18 protein-coding genes are annotated in these 17881 nt (G+C 55.3%); 13 read left to right on the forward strand and 5 right to left on the reverse strand.

Annotated elements, in window-relative coordinates:
* Positions 1–17: 17 nt before the first annotated feature.
* Positions 18–527: a DUF3576 domain-containing protein gene (locus ACEWL3_RS02080; RefSeq protein WP_386177375.1), complete on the reverse strand. Its 510-nt coding sequence runs from the start codon at positions 525–527 to the stop codon at positions 18–20.
* Between the two features lie 289 nt (positions 528–816).
* Here ACEWL3_RS02080 and ACEWL3_RS02085 point away from each other — a divergent pair, with 289 nt between their 5' ends.
* Positions 817–1806 (forward strand): porin, encoded by a 990-nt coding sequence (locus ACEWL3_RS02085; protein ID WP_386177376.1) that lies wholly within the window; start codon positions 817–819, stop codon positions 1804–1806.
* Positions 1807–1907: 101 nt separating this feature from the next.
* Positions 1908–2561, forward strand: coding sequence for a YggS family pyridoxal phosphate-dependent enzyme (locus ACEWL3_RS02090; protein ID WP_386177377.1), 654 nt, complete (start codon positions 1908–1910; stop codon positions 2559–2561).
* A gap of 13 nt (positions 2562–2574) precedes the next feature.
* Here the strand turns inward: ACEWL3_RS02090 and ACEWL3_RS02095 are convergent, their stop codons facing one another.
* Complete coding sequence (locus ACEWL3_RS02095; protein ID WP_386177378.1) at positions 2575–3069, reverse strand: L,D-transpeptidase family protein; 495 nt, start codon at positions 3067–3069, stop codon at positions 2575–2577.
* The gene (gene ribA / locus ACEWL3_RS02100; protein WP_386177379.1) at positions 3066–4154 is read right to left on the reverse strand and encodes a GTP cyclohydrolase II; all 1089 of its coding nucleotides are present in this window, start codon (positions 4152–4154) and stop codon (positions 3066–3068) included. Before ribA ends, ACEWL3_RS02095 begins: the two co-directional genes overlap by 4 nt.
* Positions 4155–4317: 163 nt before the next feature.
* Between ribA and ACEWL3_RS02105 the strand changes: the two genes are divergently transcribed.
* The 6 genes from ACEWL3_RS02105 (at position 4318) to ACEWL3_RS02130 (ending at position 8885) form a co-directional block, all read left to right on the forward strand.
* Entirely contained in the window at positions 4318–5004 is a 687-nt protein-coding gene (locus ACEWL3_RS02105) for a response regulator transcription factor (protein WP_386177380.1), read from the forward strand.
* Between the two features lie 236 nt (positions 5005–5240).
* The gene (locus ACEWL3_RS02110) at positions 5241–6203 is read left to right on the forward strand and encodes a zinc-dependent alcohol dehydrogenase family protein (protein WP_386177381.1); all 963 of its coding nucleotides are present in this window, start codon (positions 5241–5243) and stop codon (positions 6201–6203) included.
* 69 nt (positions 6204–6272) lie between these two features.
* Positions 6273–7061, forward strand: coding sequence for an exodeoxyribonuclease III (locus tag ACEWL3_RS02115; protein WP_386177382.1), 789 nt, complete (start codon positions 6273–6275; stop codon positions 7059–7061).
* Positions 7062–7116: 55 nt separating this feature from the next.
* Positions 7117–8031, forward strand: coding sequence for a thioredoxin (trxA, locus tag ACEWL3_RS02120; RefSeq protein ID WP_386177900.1), 915 nt, complete (start codon positions 7117–7119; stop codon positions 8029–8031).
* Between the two features lie 27 nt (positions 8032–8058).
* Entirely contained in the window at positions 8059–8703 is a 645-nt protein-coding gene (locus ACEWL3_RS02125) for an LON peptidase substrate-binding domain-containing protein (RefSeq protein ID WP_386177383.1), read from the forward strand.
* A complete protein-coding gene (locus ACEWL3_RS02130; protein ID WP_386177384.1) occupies positions 8700–8885 on the forward strand; it encodes a Trm112 family protein in 186 nt (61 codons plus the stop codon). The genes ACEWL3_RS02125 and ACEWL3_RS02130 overlap by 4 nt, the downstream gene beginning before the upstream one ends.
* A gap of 4 nt (positions 8886–8889) precedes the next feature.
* Here the strand turns inward: ACEWL3_RS02130 and ACEWL3_RS02135 are convergent, their stop codons facing one another.
* Positions 8890–10116 (reverse strand): FAD-dependent monooxygenase, encoded by a 1227-nt coding sequence (locus tag ACEWL3_RS02135; RefSeq protein ID WP_386177385.1) that lies wholly within the window; start codon positions 10114–10116, stop codon positions 8890–8892.
* Between the two features lie 88 nt (positions 10117–10204).
* On the opposite strand from ACEWL3_RS02135, the gene ACEWL3_RS02140 reads away from it, so the two are divergent.
* The 4 genes from ACEWL3_RS02140 to ACEWL3_RS02155 all read left to right on the forward strand — a co-directional run bounded on the left by ACEWL3_RS02140 (position 10205) and on the right by ACEWL3_RS02155 (position 16514).
* Positions 10205–11533, forward strand: coding sequence for an amidase (locus ACEWL3_RS02140; protein WP_386177386.1), 1329 nt, complete (start codon positions 10205–10207; stop codon positions 11531–11533).
* 139 nt (positions 11534–11672) lie between these two features.
* Positions 11673–12860: an aminotransferase class I/II-fold pyridoxal phosphate-dependent enzyme gene (locus tag ACEWL3_RS02145; protein WP_386177387.1), complete on the forward strand. Its 1188-nt coding sequence runs from the start codon at positions 11673–11675 to the stop codon at positions 12858–12860.
* Positions 12861–12875: 15 nt separating this feature from the next.
* On the forward strand, positions 12876–15740 hold the full coding sequence (locus ACEWL3_RS02150; protein WP_386177388.1) for a DNA translocase FtsK: 2865 nt from the start codon (positions 12876–12878) through the stop codon (positions 15738–15740).
* Between the two features lie 174 nt (positions 15741–15914).
* Positions 15915–16514 (forward strand): LolA family protein, encoded by a 600-nt coding sequence (locus ACEWL3_RS02155; RefSeq protein ID WP_386177389.1) that lies wholly within the window; start codon positions 15915–15917, stop codon positions 16512–16514.
* 38 nt (positions 16515–16552) lie between these two features.
* On the opposite strand, the gene ACEWL3_RS02160 is transcribed toward ACEWL3_RS02155, so the two are convergent.
* Complete coding sequence (locus ACEWL3_RS02160; RefSeq protein WP_386177390.1) at positions 16553–17140, reverse strand: transglycosylase SLT domain-containing protein; 588 nt, start codon at positions 17138–17140, stop codon at positions 16553–16555.
* Positions 17141–17553: 413 nt separating this feature from the next.
* On the opposite strand from ACEWL3_RS02160, the gene hspQ reads away from it, so the two are divergent.
* Positions 17554–17880 carry a heat shock protein HspQ gene (hspQ, locus tag ACEWL3_RS02165; RefSeq protein WP_114876997.1) on the forward strand — a complete coding sequence of 109 codons (327 nt, stop codon included), beginning with the start codon at positions 17554–17556 and terminating at the stop codon, positions 17878–17880.
* The last annotated feature ends 1 nt before the right edge of the window (position 17881 follow it).

Genomic DNA, 17881 nt, shown 5'->3' on the forward strand with positions numbered 1-17881 from the left:
ATTGAGGATCGACCGGATTAGAACTTGCTATCGGCGATGCGTAGTTCGCGGGCACGAGACAAAATAGCATCTTCAACGGCACGGCTTGTTGCCTTGCTGACCGGGCTACCCCCACGTGTTTGAAGGGCAACATTCAAAGAACGGGCATCAAGCGCAGGGTCGTCAATCAGTACAGTTGCGCGGTACGCACGTCCGCCGCCGGGCGGGGTGCCGTATCCGGTAACAATAACGCCGGTGAAAGGATCAACCGATTGCACAGGCAGGAAATTCAACACTTCAAGCGATGCGGCCCAAATGTACCTGTTGACCTGCACTTTGTTTTCGGCGGTCTTTTTGCGAAAAATGGACCAGATCGTATTGTCAGGGTTGGTTTCGACGTCGTTCGAACCACTCAGGCTGGGACGCGCATAGGACTGGTCAGACCCACCACCGCTGCCACCAGTAATGTTGCGCAATGCACCACAGGCACCCAGAGTACCTACCAAGAATAAGGTGATTGCGATTCTGCCAACGGTCCCGTGCGCCATTCTCAGCTTTCCTTTGCCTGTTTGGTCAATTGTCTAAACAAGCATGCCCGTGTGAGCAAGGTCTATGTAAGGGGTGATTCCGCAGGTTTTGTGGGGGTTTGGCACCTGACGATATCAATGTGGGCCCAAGCGTCGGGTAAAACTGTGGCAAAGCTGCACCATTGAACGCGACATTGATGCAATGATGTTCAGTGTTCTTGCCAAGACAGGGTCATTGGATGCAAACACCCTTCATACCCTTTCCGGATGCTCCGGTCAGGGCATATGAATTCAAATCGAGGGAAAGCCCATGAAAAAAGTTCTCTTCGCTACAACAGCTTTGGTCGCAACGGCCGGCGTTGCAGCAGCAGACGTTACATTTGGTGGTTACGGCCGTTTTGGTCTGCAGCACCAGGAAAACCGTATTAACGCAAACACCGGTGCCGTTCTTGATGATACCATCATCGAAAGCCGCTTCCGTCTGAACATCGACGCGTCAACAGAATCTGATGCTGGTGTGACTTTCGGTGCACGCGTTCGTATCCAAGCTGACGAAAACTCAGACGGTTCAGCAAACCAGGCTGTATTCAACGGCGCGCGTTTCCACGCTGAAACAGGCGGCTTCCGTCTTGAAGTTGGCAACATTGCACACGCACTCGACAACTTGGCAAACTACTACGGTTACGAGCCAGGCTTGATCGGCGCAGTTGGTCAGTATGCAAACTACTCCGGCCCAGTGGCAGGTTATTCCTCAACTGGTGCGGGCGTTAACGGCGTAAGCGCAATTTACTCAATGGGCGATTTCCGCGGTCAACTGTCATACAGCAGCGACAACGATGGTAACTTTGCTGCCGCGACTGGCGTTGGCACCCCTGCATTTGTCGCTGCAACAGGCACAGGCGGAGACGTTCTTTCTGCAAGTGTTGCATACACATTCAGCGGCTGGACAGTTGCTTTGGGTTACGAAGAAATCAAAGACGATGACGGAATCACAGAAAACGACGGTACAGTTCTGACTGTTGGTGGTTCTTTGGGTGTGGCTGACGTTGCTCTGTTCATCGGTGATGACAAGTTCGAAGGCACTTCTTACGGTGTATCCGGTAGCTTTGACGTAGGCGCGTCGACAAAAATCCTCGCCTCTGTTTCTGGCGGTGGTGATGATGTTACCACAACTAAGAAGTCTTCTTACGGCATCGGTTTCGACCACGATCTGGGCGGCGGCGTAGCCCTGCGCGGTATGGTTGGTCGTAACACTGGCGACCAGACAGTTGCTGACTTGGGTGTTATCTTCAACTTCTAAGTTGATCTAACGCACTACGGTATTTGGGGCAGGCCATTGGTCTGCCCCTTTTCTTTTGCGCATCGCTGTTGTTTTCTGCGCCTCTAACAAGAAGGTAGAATATGACCCTACGCGATATCACCACCAGAATTGCCAAAGCGACACGTGACGCGGGTCGCGCTGAGGGTGCGGTCACGCTTATTGCTGTCAGCAAGGTTCAACCGAACGAGCGGGTGAAGGCGGTGCTGGACCAAGGCCACCGATGCTTTGGTGAAAACAAAGTGCAGGAAGCAGCCAGCAAATGGCCGGATTTCCGCGAGACCTATGCGGGCGTCAATCTACATCTGATCGGACCGCTCCAATCCAACAAGACCCGGCAGGCGATGGAACTTTTCGACGCCATCCATTCCGTCGATCGCCCCAAACTGGCAAACACGATTGCGCGTCTCGCGCAGGAAATCGGGCGCTGTCCTGATCTGTTCATTCAAGTAAACACCGGAGAAGAATCGCAAAAGGCAGGCGTCTTGCCTGCCGATGCTGACGCTTTTATCAAGGAATGTCAGGGACTTGACCTTAACATTCAGGGCCTGATGTGCATCCCGCCCGCCGACGAAGAGCCTTCATTGCATTTCGCCCTTCTGGCCAAAATCGCCGCGCGCAATGGCTTGGCTGGGCTTTCCATGGGCATGAGTGGTGACTTTGAACGCGCCATTGCCTTGGGAGCGACCCACGTGCGCATCGGTTCTGCGATTTTTGGAGAACGCACAGCGGTATAATACAAGCCCTGCGTCAGAGGATGATCAGCCGGGTTGCGGGCGTAATCCGTTGCGCAACGTGCCGCAGGTGCATCCGATCCAGGGCCAGACATCCTTCGGTTGGATAGCCCGGACGCCGCCATTGATGGATAAATATGGCAGATCCCTTGCCCGGCACCGCAACCGGCCAATTCCAATCGGTCACCAAAACAAGATCATACAGCGGATCGGCACGACTGAGGGCTTCGTGGCTGCCCTCATAGGGTGCTGATATCTTATGGTTGTAAACTGGCGACGACACATCATCTGACCAAAGATCCAATGGACCGATTGGTGTCGCCCAATCTGCAGGCCGGGCCATTCGATCAGGTCGATAAAGCATACCGACGATCCTGTGAACACCGCGTGGCGTTGCCCCGTCACCCTCGCGTTTGGCATCGCTCAGTCCACCTTTGCCAATGCTACAAGGAAAAATGCGCCCCTGAAACCGCAGGCCACGCGGCGTCAGGACCAGATCGTGGGGTGTCACAACAGGTGCCCCGATTTCGCGGCCTTGGTTGCCAGATACGCACTGTTGTGGCGGTTCTCACCCACCGCCAATGGCACGCGTTCGGTTACTTCGATGCCGCTCTTTATCATCATTTCAACCTTGCGGGGGTTGTTGGTCAGCAGGCGTATCGCAGAAAATCCCATTGATCTCAGGATATCGGCCCCAAGCCGAAAATCACGCTCATCGTCTTCAAAGCCCAGTCGATGATTGGCTTCTACAGTATCAAACCCTTGATCTTGAAGAGAATAAGCGCGCATTTTGTTGGCAAGGCCGATCCCACGGCCTTCTTGGTTCAGGTACAGCAGAATGCCGTGCCCTTCCTGACCCATCTGCGCCAAAGCTGCGCGCAACTGCGGTCCGCAATCGCACTTTAGGCTGCCCATCAAATCGCCTGTGAAACAGGCCGAATGCAGTCGGGCAAGAACTGGCCTGGCTCTGTCAGGGCGGCCAACTTCAATCGCATAATGCTCTTCCGCGCCATCGTCTGGTCGGAAGATATGCAGCCGACCGGTCTCGGATACTTCCATAGGAAGCCGCGCATTGACGACAGGATGTAGTGGGCTTCGTTTGCTCAAAGCAGGTGTTGCAGCCGCAAGATCAACACAGTTCAGGTTGTGTTCAGCAGCAAATACCACAGCGTCAGCCAGTTCAAGCACCAGAACTGCCGGCAGCAACCGCGCCGTTTTGGCCAGTTGAACGGCGGCACGGTGCGCGGACACATCCCCGCCACGCAAGCAATTGAAAGGCCCTTTCATCGGCGCGCGTAAATCATCGCCTGGGTTTGCGATGCTTTGAACCCAGGCAGGTGTCGCATCAACCGGCACTGCAATGCGTGCCAGATCGCCATCATAGGCCCGCGCCTTAAGTGTCTCTGCGCGACGCGCTGTGATGGCCAAAACAGGGGTCCCGCCCAAGGCAAGCAGGTCCGTCAACCTTTGTGCCGTCAAAGTTTCGGCTGCCATGACGATCACCGGGTGCGTCCCCGTCAAAACAACAGGAACACCCATGCGCAGATCCGCCCGGGCGCGCGCAATCTGTTCTGTGATGTCGGGTGCAAAGCTCATTGTGTTACATCTCCGCAGCGGTATTGAAGGATATCTATGCCACAAAGCATGAAATTGAAACAATTGACCCGGCCAATAACACGAGGCTGTGAAAGATTTACCGCAAACCTTGTCGGAACGGATCACAAGGCACATCTTTGTAGTAAGCGAAACGGAGAACACCATGGCGCAACTCAAGAAAATCCTGCTTGTTGACGACGACGATGATTTGCGTGAGGCGCTCAGTGAGCAGCTTATCATGACAGAGGATTTCGACGTTTTCGAGGCCGCGAATGGCAGCGACGCAATGAGCCGGGCCAAAGAGGCGCGTTATGATCTGGTCATTCTCGATGTTGGGTTGCCCGATACCGATGGTCGCGAATTGTGCCGTCTGATGCGCAAACAGGGCGTAAAAAGCCCGATCATGATGCTAACCGGGCATGACGGTGATGCAGATACCATCCTGGGCCTTGACGCGGGTGCAAATGACTACGTCAGTAAACCGTTCAAATTTCCCGTGCTGCTTGCCCGCATTCGCGCGCAGTTGCGCCAGCATGAACAATCCGAAGACGCGGTTTTCCAGCTGGGGCCATATACCTTCAAACCATCAATGAAGATGTTGATCACTGAAGATGACAAGAAGGTGCGTCTGACGGAAAAAGAGACCAACATTCTCAAGTACCTCTACCGCTCGAATGATGGCGTGGTACCGCGTGACGTGCTTCTGCACGAGGTTTGGGGCTATAATGCGGGTGTAACCACACATACGCTTGAGACGCATATTTACCGTCTTCGCCAAAAAATTGAACCAGATCCGTCAAATGCTCGCCTTCTTGTGACCGAATCTGGCGGATATAGATTAATGGCCTGACGGTGTAATGATTCGCGCCCCAGGGTCCTTCGTATTCCGAGTGGCCGGGTTGTCGTGACCCGCCCATCGACCCGAATCCCGACGTTTGTGTCCGGGTTATGACACATACCTCCCTGTTGGACTGGCCGAGCCTTTGTGCTCGGCCTTTTTTTGCGCTGTTGGACGACGTCGCGGTGTGAAGGCTGGTCTTGGATGTCGCAACACGCCATGCTTGTGGAAATCCAAGGAGCGACAGCATGAAAAAAGTGATCTACGAAGCGTTCGGAAATCCTGCAGAGGTCCTCAAAGTCGTTGAGGTCCCGTCAGAGCCGTTAGGCCCAGGTCAGGCGCGGGTTGAGGTATTGCGCGCGCCGATCAACCCTTCTGATCTGATCCAGGTTTCAGGCAATTACGGGGTCAAGCCATCCTTGCCCGCTGTTCCCGGTAACGAAGGGCTCGGCCGCATTGTTGAAGGCGAGGGCACGGGGCAATTGGTTCTTCTGCCCGCGGGGCAGGGGACATGGGTCAGCGAGGTCATTTGCGATCCGCGGCACCTGATCCCGTTGCCGGACGGCGATTTGGATCAATTGTCGATGCTAATGGTAAACCCGGCGACGGCGCATTTGCTCCTCAGTGAATTTGTCGCCTTAAACCCCGGCGATTGGGTGATCCAGTCGGCAGCAAATTCTGCGGTTGGGGGGTATCTAGTTCAATTGGCAAAAGAGCAGGAGATCAATGTTGTCAGCGTCGTGCGCCGCGAAACCGCCATTCAGGGTCTCAAAGACCTCGGGGCGGATATTGTTCTGATTGATGGTCCTGACCTTGTAAATGAGGTCAAGGCGGCGACCGGGGCCAAGATGAAACTGGCTGTCGACGCTGTCGCGGGCCAAACATTTGGGCGTCTGGCGGCCTGTCTGGAGACAGGGGGTACGATGATCAACTACGGCGGCATGTCAAACGAACCCTGCAGCGTTGATGCTAGCGCGCTGATATTTCGCGATATCCACATTCACGGATTTTGGCTGGTAAATTGGTTTGAGCGTAGCGGCTCTGCCGCACGCATGGCCGTTTATGGCGCATTGACCAAAGCCATTGCCTCAGGAACGCTATTTGCCCCTGTTGACCGGCATTTTTCATTGGACCAGATCGCCGAAGCTGCGAAATATTCATGGGCTGGTGAGCGCAAGGGGAAGGTAATCCTGACCCCAAACGGCATTTGAATTCACCATGGCGGCGGGCGGCGGCAAGGAGTAGGGTGCCGGACGTCACCCCAACCTCGGAGCCTGCCAATGCCATTCACACTTGCCACATGGAACATCAACTCTGTTCGCCTGCGCGAACCTCTGGTTCTGCGTCTGTTGGCGGAGCATGGCCCAGATGTCTTGTGTTTGCAGGAATGCAAAAGCCCGGTTGAGAAAATTCCAACCGAGGCGTTCCATGCAGCGGGATACACACACATGGTGGCACGTGGTCAAAAGGGATATAACGGTGTCGCAATCCTGTCCAAGCTGCCATTGGAAGATACCGGCGACCGTGATTTCGCAGCCCTCGGTCATGCCCGCCATGTGTCAGCGCGACTTGAGAACGGGACCACGATCCACAATTTCTATGTGCCGGCCGGCGGTGACAAACCGGACCGCGAAATTAACGAAAAGTTTGGCCAAAAGCTCGACTATCTCTCTGAGATGCGGGATTGGTTCCACGAGCAGAAGCCAGAAAAGGCGATCCTTGTCGGTGACTTGAACATTGCCCCGCGCGAAGACGACGTATGGGATCACAAGAAACTGCTCAAGGTCGTCAGCCACACCCCGATTGAGGTTGAGGCACTGGGTGCCATGCAAGAGGCGGGCAACTGGGTCGATATAACCCGCAAGGATATTCCTGATGGCAACCTCTATAGTTGGTGGTCCTATCGTTCCCCAGATTGGGACGGTGCTGACAAAGGCCGCAGATTGGATCACATCTGGGCCACAGCGGACATTTCGAACGCCGGTCACTCCAGCCATATCGGGCGGGCAGTGCGCGGTTGGGAACAACCCAGCGACCACGCGCCAGTTTTTGCCAGTTTCGACCTTTGAATCATCACGCCTTGCCTACATATAAAGGCAAACAGGAACGACCAAGGAATTTGATATTATGGAACTGAACCTCGCCGGCGCACCAGATGCTGACCTGATCAAAGACAGTGACGAAGCCAGCTTTATGGCGGATGTGATCGAGGCGTCCCAAACGACCCCGGTCATTGTTGATTTCTGGGCGCCGTGGTGCGGACCGTGCAAAACGCTTGGGCCGCAGTTGGAAAAAGCTGTGCAAGCCGCCAAGGGTGCGGTCAAAATGGTCAAAATTAATGTTGACGAGGCGCAGATGATCGCCGGTCAAATGCAGATCCAGTCGATCCCCACCGTCTATGCCTTTTTTCAGGGCAAGCCGATTGACGGCTTTCAGGGCGCGCAACCAGAATCAGAGATCAAGGCATTCGTGGACCGCACGATCAAAGCTGCCGGTGGCGAAGCGCCCGGTGACGGGTTGGCCGAGGCGGTTGAGGCCGCAGAAGATATGTTGACCGCAGGCGAAGCAGCAGACGCGGCCCAGACATTTGCCGCTATTTTGGGCGAAGACCCCAATCACGCCGGGGCATATGGTGGTCTGGTGCGGGCACACATCGCGATAGGCGAGCTTGATCAGGCCGAGGCATTGTTGAACGGTGCTCCAATTGAGATTTCAAAATCCCCTGAACTTGAAGCGGCACATGCGCAGTTGCTGCTGGCGCGACAGGCGGCGGATGCGGGTCCTGTAGGCGACCTGATGGCAGCGGTTGAGGCGGACGAGAACGACCATCAGGCCCGGTTTGATCTTGCACAGGCTCTCTATGCAAATGGGGATGCCGAGGGGGCAGTAAATCACCTTCTTGATCTTTTTCGCCGAGACAGCGAATGGAATGAGGGCGCTGCAAAAACCCAGTTGTTTACCATATTCGACGCGTTGAAAGCGAATGATCCTGTAGTTCTAAACGGACGCCGCAAACTCAGTTCAATGATATTTGCCTGATTCACGAAGCGCGCTAGGTCAATAGTCATGCTAAAGCAAAGCGAACTGCCAGATACGATTGCGATTTTCCCGCTTGGTGGGGCACTTTTGTTGCCGCGCGCGCGCTTGCCTTTGCACATTTTTGAACCGCGATACTTGCAGATGATCGAAGACGCGCTCAAGACCGATTGTCGTCTGATCGGCATGATCCAGCCAAACCCGGTCCCCGGCCGTGATGGACCGGGTTTGCATACCATCGGATGCGCGGGACGGATCACGCAGTTTTCTGAGACCGAAGACGGGCGCTATATGATCACCCTTGGGGGGGTGTCACGCTTTCGGGTGACGAAAGAGGTCGAAGGATTTACACCCTATCGCCGGTGCGATGTGAACTGGGATGGATTTGATCGCGACCTTGGCAAGGACGAAGCCGATGCGGGCTTTAACCGGAAGTCTTTCCTTGATCTGCTTGAGCGGTATTTTGATACGCGTGGGCTGTCCGCAGATTGGGATACCCTCAAAGAAGCGGACGACGAATTACTAATCAATTCGCTCTCGATGATGCTGGACTTTGAGGCAGAAGATAAGCAGGCGCTGCTTGAGGCACCATCGCTCGAAACCCGCCGCGAAACGCTGGTGACATTGATCGAATACACGATGCGGGGCGGACAGGAAGAAGGAATGATGCAATGAGCGATGTTCGCGTCGATTTTGACCGCCGCATGCTTGACGGGCTGATCTGTCCGCGGACCCAGACCACACTCAGCTATGATGCAGACAAACAGGAATTGGTCTCAAAAGCAGCCAATCTGGCCTATCCGATTCGCAACGGCATTCCTGTGATGCTGGTGGATGAAGCGCGGGAGCTCGACTGATCTGCTAAAGCGGTTTTCCCTGCATCAGACGGGGTAGTTCACCGGTCAATCCGGCCGCTTCACGAATGAACCCCCGCCGCAGACCGGGCAGGGCGTTTACCGCAGCCATTCCAAAATCACGCGCTATGCGGATCAGAGGATTATCGTTTGAGAACAATCTGTTGAAGCTGTCCGTCGCCAAGGCCAACGTTGTGTTGTCAAAGCGCCGCCATTCTTGATAGCGCGCCAGTGTCGCATCAGACCCCACATCTTCACCCCGACGTTGGGTATCCGCGATGACTTCGGCCAATGCCGCCACATCACGCAGTCCCGCGTTAAGCCCCTGACCCGCAATCGGGTGAACTCCGTGAGCCGCATCGCCCACCAATGCCACGCGAGGGGCGACCATATCGTGCGCAAGTGAGAGGCTCAGCGGATAGGTGTAGCGCTGGCCGACAATGGATAAATCACCCAGAAAACTGCCAAAACGAGGGCGCAATACATCGAGATATGCCTGATCCGACAGCGCATTGATCGCGGCGGCATTCTGGTCTTTTTCGCTCCAGACGATGGATGATCTGTTCCCCGTCAGCGGCAAGATCGCCAAGGGGCCGGGCGGCATAAAGAACTGATGCGCGACACCGTGGTGAGGCAATTCATGCTCCAACGCACAGACCAATGCGGTCTGTCCATATTCCCAACCAATCCTTTTGATCCCGGCGCGCTGACCGGTGCCGGTACTGCGCCCATCCGCCCCTATGGCAAGATGCGCACGCAAGCTTTTTCCGGACGCCAGACTTAGTGTGATGCCTGAACCATCTGCCTGCTGCCCCACAACTGCCTGTCCGTTCATCTGAACGATGTTTGGAGTGGATTTGACAGCAGCCAGCAATGCACGCCGCAGATGCCGATCCTCGACCATAAAGCCCATTGGTCCTTCTTCAATCTCGGCATGATCGAAGTGCATGAACATCGGTGACGGCCCATCGCCAGCGCGCCCATCGGTGACTTTGATCTCCAACATCGGTTGCGCATATGGCTCAACCGCGTTCCATACGCCAATACCCTGCAACAAACGGGTTGAGGTCAAAGCCAGTGCATAGGACCGCCCATCAAACCCCGCGATCTTGCGGGTCTTGACCGCCAATGCGTCAATTATTGTCACCCGCAGCCCTGTTTGCGCCAAGGCAATCGCCAAGGCAGGGCCATTCAGTCCGCCACCGATGATGGCAATATCTGTATCAAAATCCATGGCTCTAGATATGACCGCTGTACAGGGATTGTCCATGTGCCCAACGGTCGCTACCGTCAGGGCGAAGATCGATGACAGGGGATCAGACATGCAGGCATGGTTGAAAATGACTGCTGCGGATTTGGGCCGCGGCATTGCAGCAGGGCAAATTGATCCTGTGGCACTGTGCCAGACCTATCTCGATGCCATTGACGCGCATCCGCTGCGCGACCGGATTTATGCCCGTGTGACCGCTGACCGTGCGTTGGCAGAAGCACGGGCAGCAGCAGACCGGGCAAAGGCAGGGCATCGATTGTCTGCTTTGGATGGGGTGCCGATTTCGTGGAAGGACCTGTTTGACACAGCTGGTGTCGCAACTGAAGCGGGATCAAAGCTACTTGAGGGTCGGATACCGGATGCGGATGCTGCTGTATTGGTCAATGCGACAGCCGCCGGGTTGGTATGTCTGGGCAAAACCCATATGAGCGAACTTGCGTTTTCCGGCCTTGGCCATAATCCCAGTACGGCCACGCCTCCTTCCGTCAATGATGCGGATGGGGTTGCGGGCGGCTCCTCATCAGGGGCTGCCGCTTCCGTGGCATTCGGTTTGGCTGCTGCTGGCATCGGGTCTGACACGGGCGGTTCTGTGCGCATTCCCGCAGTTTGGAATGATCTTGTCGGGCTCAAGACAACATCTGGCCGCCTATCACTCGAAGGGGTGGTCCCCCTGGCGCTAAGATTTGATACGATCGGGCCGCTTTGCCGCTCTGTCGAAGATGCAGGGCTGTTGCTGGCAGCACTTGAAGGCAACAAGCCTGCCGATCTGCAACACGCGACACTCGAAGGCCGCCGCTTTGCTGTCTTGCGGACCGTCGCCATGGACGGCGTCGGCGACCAGCCGGCGGCCGCATTCAAAAGCGCAATAGAGCGAATACAAAGCGCTGGTGCCGCCATCGAGTACATCGATGTGCCAGAGGTCTCGGACGCCATGCCATTGAGCGCGTGCCTTTATACATCAGAGGCTTACGGGCTTTGGCAAGATGTAATTGAGGCAAATCCTGAAGCAATGTTCAGCGAGATTTTGGAGCGTTTTCGTTTGGGTAAGGGGTTTTCTGGCCCGGATTATGTTGCCGCCTGGGCCAAGCTTGAGGTTGCGCGTATGGGCTATGATCAAGCCGTTGCAGGATATGATGCAGTGCTCTTGCCTACCGCGCCCATTGTGCCGCCTAATCTTGAACGGCTGACGCGTGATCATGATTACTATATCGCGCAAAACCTTTTGGCTCTGCGCAACACGCGTATCGGCAATCTTTTGGGTGTCTGTGCACTCACGCTGCCTACGGGACTGCCGTCTTGTGGCGTCATGATGATGTGCCCCCCCGAAATGGAAGAACAATTGTTGCGTCTGGGCATCGCTGTCGAAGAGGCGATCAGCTAAAGCGGCCACATTCACACACCTACACAACCGAAAAGCCACAAATGCCTGATTACGGTCGGGTTTTTCTGGACGAATGGGCGGGCCTTGTCTAATTTGGGGGAAACGGGACGTTAATGATCCCGACCCTGAGGCAGTTTTGATGAAGTTTCCCGAGCGGTTTTCGAACCTTCCGGCCCATGTATGGCCGCGTCTGCGCGCATTGTTGGATGCGCATGACGGGGGCGGTACGCCTATTCACATGACGATTGGTGAGCCAAAACACGCCTTTCCGGCCTGGGTCACAGATTCAATTGCGCAAAATGCAGCCGGTTTTAACAGCTATCCTCCAAACGACGGCTCACCCGAACTGCGGGGTGCCATCGCCCGTTGGATCAAAAGACGCTACGGCGTTGAAATGGACGCCGACACCGAAGTGATGGCCCTGAATGGCACGCGCGAGGGTCTCTATAATGCGGTGATCGCGCTGTGTCCTGAGACAAAGAACGGCCAAACGCCCGCTATCCTGATGCCGAACCCGTTCTATCCGGTCTATTTGATCGGTGCCATTTCGGGTGGGTCTGATCCGATCTTGGTGCCAGCCACCGCAGAAACCGGGCATTTGCCGGATTTCACAAGCGTGCCTGAGAATGTTCTGGATCGCACCACCGCAGCATACATATGCTCTCCGGCCAATCCGCAAGGCACGGTGGCGACCCATGAGTATTGGGCGAGCCTGATTGCTTTGGCCGAAAAGCATGATTTTATGATTTTTGCGGATGAATGTTATTCAGAGATTTATCGCGACACGCCGCCCGTCGGGGCAATGCAAGTGGCGGAAAGTATGGGCGCAGACCGCAACCGCATCGTTGCGTTCCATTCATTGTCCAAGCGATCAAACCTGCCCGGTTTGCGGTCAGGTTTTGTCGCCAGCGGGGCGGACACGATCCGCGAGGTCAAGCAACTGCGTAATTATGCGGGCGCGCCACTGCCGCTACCCCTGCAACAGGCTGCGGCAAAGGTTTGGGATGACGAGGCGCACGTCGAAGAAAACCGCGCCCTTTATGCTGAAAAATACCAGATCGCTGATCGTATTCTGGGCAATGTGCCGGGCTACGTCAGCCCCCAAGCTGGATTTTTCCTGTGGTTGCCTGTGCAAGACGGTGAAGTGGCTGCCTTGAAACTGTGGCGCGAGACCGGGGTGCGGGTTCTGCCCGGCAGCTATCTGGCCCAAGACGTGAACGGGGAAAACCCCGGCAAAGAATACATCCGGGTCGCACTTGTGGCCCCAAAAGACGAGACGGAGCGTGGATTGGAAGCAATCCGCGACTGCCTGTACTCAGACGTATAACGAGGGAATAGAGCAATGGCATATCAGACACGCGGGCGCGACCCACTGTTGGACAGCAAAACCGCCGAAGCGATTGAAAGACGTGGCAAGGAACTGCTGGGGCTGGCGCTCATTGGATTGGGTGTGATGGCCGCGATGATGATCGGCAGCTACACCCCTGACGATCCGAACTTCCTTGTCTCAACGGATGCCGCTGTCCAAAACTGGCTCGGACGCATGGGCGCATCCATTGCTGCGCCGCTGTTTATGATCGGCGGATGGGGTGCGTGGAGCATTGCGGTGATCCTGTTGGTCTGGGGCATTCGTTTCGCGTTGCACCGGGGCGAGGAACTCGCGATTGGGCGGCTGATATTTGCCCCTATCGCTGCGGCAGCATGCGCCATCTATGCTGCGACGTTGACGCCAAATGCGGAATGGCTGCAAACGCACAACTTTGGGCTTGGCGGGCTGTTTGGCGATTTCGTAATGGGTTTCCTGCTGACGCTGTTGCCCATCGGTTCGACATTTACGGTCAAACTGATGTCGCTCTTCATGGGTGTTTCAATTGTCGTTTTCGGGACCTTTGTATTGGGGTTCACCAAGCTGGAATTGACGCGTATCGGTCGCTTCCTTCTGGTTGGTGTAATCATGGTTTACGCTGGTCTGATGAATGTTCTGGGCCGTGGCGCAAGCGGTGCCGTGCAAGCCGCGCAGGGCTTGCATGCCCGCCAGCAGGAACGCCGTGAACGCAACCGGATTGAGGCCGAAGAGGCGGCCGCCTTTGCCGCAAGCCAGCCCGAGTTTACTTCTGCTGCGCGTGCACATGAACCAATGCTTACCGAACCAACGGGGCCAAAATCCGGACTGCTTGCGCGGATGCCCGCATTGATCAAGCGTCCTGAAGTGATGCCGGAACCCGAATTGGTTGAACACTACAGCGATGCCGTTGTTGACGAAGGACCCGGAGAAGACCGCATCAGAAGCAAGATCGCTGATGTCATCAAAAGCCGGGTGCGCACCGGAAATGCAGTGCATACGCCGACCACCTCTCCACTTACAAAAGGCCGGGGGCGTGGACCTGACCCGCTCGTGCTGGGTGCCAATGCACCAGCAGACCTGCGCGCCGAGCCACCTCTGACAGGTGCGATGCGTGCCGAACCGCCACTTAGCGCGTCAAGGGGTTCACTGAATTCGACTGCGTCATCAGATGCTGCTTTTCAAGATGCCGAGGCCCTGCCGCTTGAGCCTGCACCGGCACCTGACATGGCATCGATCCCACTGGCCGAGCCGCGCAAAGTTGTGCAGCAACTGGTGCGCAAACCTGTACAACCCAGCAAACAGGCCAAGGCCGAGGCGCAACCGACCCTGACATTCGACGATACGCATCCAGGCTTTGAATTGCCGCCGCTGAACTTGTTGGAAAGCCCCGATGTGGTGGAGCGCCTGCATCTGTCTGATGAGGCATTGGAAGAAAACGCGCGGATGTTGGAATCCGTGCTGGATGATTACGGCGTCAAAGGCGAGATTGTCGCCGTCCGCCCCGGCCCCGTTGTCACGATGTACGAACTTGAACCCGCGCCGGGTCTTAAGGCATCGCGTGTGATCGGGCTTGCTGATGACATTGCCCGCTCAATGGCGGCGCTATCTGCGCGTGTTTCGACCGTGCCGGGACGCAGTGTGATTGGCATCGAATTGCCCAACGAGACACGGGAAAAAGTCGTACTGCGTGAAATTCTGTCGGCCCGCGACTTTGGAGACAGCACCATGCGCCTGCCACTGGCCCTGGGCAAAGACATTGGTGGTGATCCCGTGGTCGCCAACCTGGCCAAGATGCCTCACCTCTTGATTGCAGGGACCACCGGTTCTGGTAAATCGGTCGCGATCAACACCATGATCCTGTCACTGCTTTATAAGCTGACGCCAGAAGAATGCAGGTTGATCATGATCGACCCAAAAATGCTGGAGCTCAGCGTCTATGACGGCATACCGCATCTTCTGTCTCCGGTCGTAACCGACCCGAAAAAAGCCGTTGTCGCACTGAAATGGACAGTGGGCGAAATGGAAGAACGCTATCGAAAGATGTCGAAGATGGGCGTGCGCAACATCGAAGGATACAACGGCCGAGTGCGCGAAGCGCTGGCCAAGGGCGAGTTGTTCAGTCGCACGGTACAAACCGGTTTTGACGAAGACACAGGCGAGCCAATATTTGAGACCGAAGAAAACACACCCGTCGCATTGCCCTATATCGTTGTTATCGTCGATGAGATGGCCGATCTGATGATGGTTGCCGGCAAAGAGATCGAGGCCTGCATTCAGCGTCTGGCACAGATGGCGCGTGCATCAGGCATTCACCTGATCATGGCGACACAACGCCCGTCAGTTGACGTGATCACCGGGACGATCAAAGCGAACTTTCCAACGCGAATTTCGTTTCAGGTCACTTCGAAAATCGACAGCCGCACGATTTTGGGCGAAATGGGTGCAGAACAACTGCTCGGCATGGGTGATATGCTTTATATGGCAGGGGGCGCAAAAATCACCCGCTGTCACGGGCCGTTTGTCAGCGATGAAGAAGTCGAGGAAATCGTCAATCACCTCAAAGCATTTGGCGCACCGGATTATATTTCCGGGGTGGTCGAAGGCCCGGCAGAAGACGCTGAAATCAGCATCGACGCGGTTCTGGGCCTTGGTGGCAATACCGATGGCGAAGATGCCCTCTATGACACCGCCGTTCAGATCGTGATCAAGGACCGCAAATGTTCGACAAGTTACATCCAGCGCAAATTGGCGATTGGATACAACAAGGCCGCGCGTCTGGTTGAACAGATGGAAGAACAAGGACTTGTTTCCTCTGCAAACCATGTTGGGAAACGTGAAATTCTGGTACCGGAACAGGGCTGAGTTTCAAGTCCTGACGAGACGATCAAACCGAATGTAAGCACCGCCGAATATCGCTTCGGCGGTGTTTTTTATGCGCAGTATGACTTGGCTCGGCAAAAAGCCGCGCCTTGATATCGCATATCAGCTGCAAAGGACCTATGTCATTGGACAAGACCTAAACACAGGAACAAAGTTATGCGTTTTATCATCTCTGTCGCTCTCACATTGGGGCTGGCCGTACTGGCACCCTTTGCTGCGATGGCGCAAAAGCTGCCATTGAACGAATTGTCCGGCTATTTGAACAAGCTGCAAACAGCCCAGGGCGAATTCACCCAGATCAATGATGATGGGTCGATCAGCACGGGTACGATCCTGATCAAACGCCCCGGTAAAGTCCGGTTCGAGTATAACCCTCCGGAAACTGCCCTGGTGGTCGCTGGCAGCAATACGGTTGTGATCTATGACAAAAAGTCGAACCAGCCGCCCGAAACGTATCCGCTGTCCCGGACACCATTGTCCATTATTTTGGCAAAACAGGTTGATCTGGGCCGGGCAAAAATGGTCACCGGACACAATTATGATGGAACAGCAACAACTGTGACGGCCCAGGATCCGGAACATCCTGAGTATGGAAATATTCAGCTCAAGTTCACGGCCAACCCTGTCGAATTGCGTCAATGGATCATCAACGATGGGAATGGCGGCCAGACGACTGTGATTTTGGGTAATCTGAAAAAGGGCGGCAACATCCCGAACAGCAAGTTCGACATCAGCCGCGCTACGGTTAACCGATAACGAAAAAAGCCCCGGCAGTTTCTGCCGGGGCTTTTTTATTAGCCACGCAACCGGCAGCCAGCGATCTGACCTTGGTACATCTGCGCGCGTGCATCGACTTTGCTTGCAACCGCAACCAGCCAAGCCTTGCTGTTGTAGCTTTGCCGCGAAAACCCAGTGTGACCCTCATGATAAGCTAAGTATTGATTGCGCGCGTCTGACAATGCGATCCCGTTTCGGTCCCGGCTTTGATTCATGTACCAGCCCATGAAATCAGTGGCGTCTTTGATCCGGTCGCGCTTGGCGGAACGTCGTCCTTGGGCATTGCGATATTCATCCCATGTTGCATCAAGCGCCTGACTATAGCCAAACGCGCTGGATTGGCGACCCATCGGAATGACGCCCAGCACATATTTGAAAGGTGTGCGGGCATCCGCCACAAATTTGCTTTCCTGATGGATGGTGGCCATCTGCACATGCACTGGCACACCCCATCTGCGTTCTGCCGCACGGAATGCTCTGTAATATTCGGGGCGCTGTTGAAGAATTGTGCAGGCATCATCCAATCCGCGGGGGGCAGACGTCTGTCCGCCACCGCAGGATGCCACCAGCAACACAATAATCAATGCGCGAAGAGTTTTGCTCATCTGCCTCTCGCTTTTTTGTCGTTTCTTATTTTCGCCTATCTTAACCGAAAATGCGTCGGCGTCACATCACTTTTTCTAATGCAAGGTCGTCAGCACCGTGCCCGCGCCCCTGCCGCAACAGTTGCCGACAAAAGCGTTGTTACTGCGGGCCGGATCCATCTGAGTTTTCGTCAATGGCGCAAAAATATGGTATGATCCAGCATCATGAGTGCCAGTTGTGTGAGGGATTTTACCCGCCCGTCAGAACCACGTCTGATGAAGCTAAACCTATTCCCTGCCAGCAAATTACTGCGGTTTGGGTGCAGAATTCTATCATTGCGAGTATCAACAGTTTGTTTCCGCGAATTGCCGCAGCGTGATTGGACAAAAGGCCCTTGAAACGACTACTAACGAAAGATAGGGGCAGCAATGTTATGCTACGAACGCGCGCAAAATATCATCTGGGCCAGGTTGTTAGGCACAAAAAACACCCCTTTCGCGGGGTGATCTTTGACGTGGACCCTGAATTTGCAAATACCGATGAATGGTACGAAGCGATCCCGGAAGACAATCGCCCCATCAAAGATCAGCCATATTATCATCTGTTGGCCGAAAACGATCAAAGCTACTACGTCGCCTATGTGTCCGAACAGAATCTGGTTGCGGACTATTCAGGCGAACCGGTGGATCACCCGGACATCCCCGATCTGTTCGGACCTTTTACCGATGGCGCGTATCCGCTGCATTTTCAGTTGAACTGAT

It is taken from the genome of Sulfitobacter sediminivivens, assembly GCF_042611115.2.
GTDB lineage: Bacteria > Pseudomonadota > Alphaproteobacteria > Rhodobacterales > Rhodobacteraceae > Sulfitobacter > Sulfitobacter sediminivivens.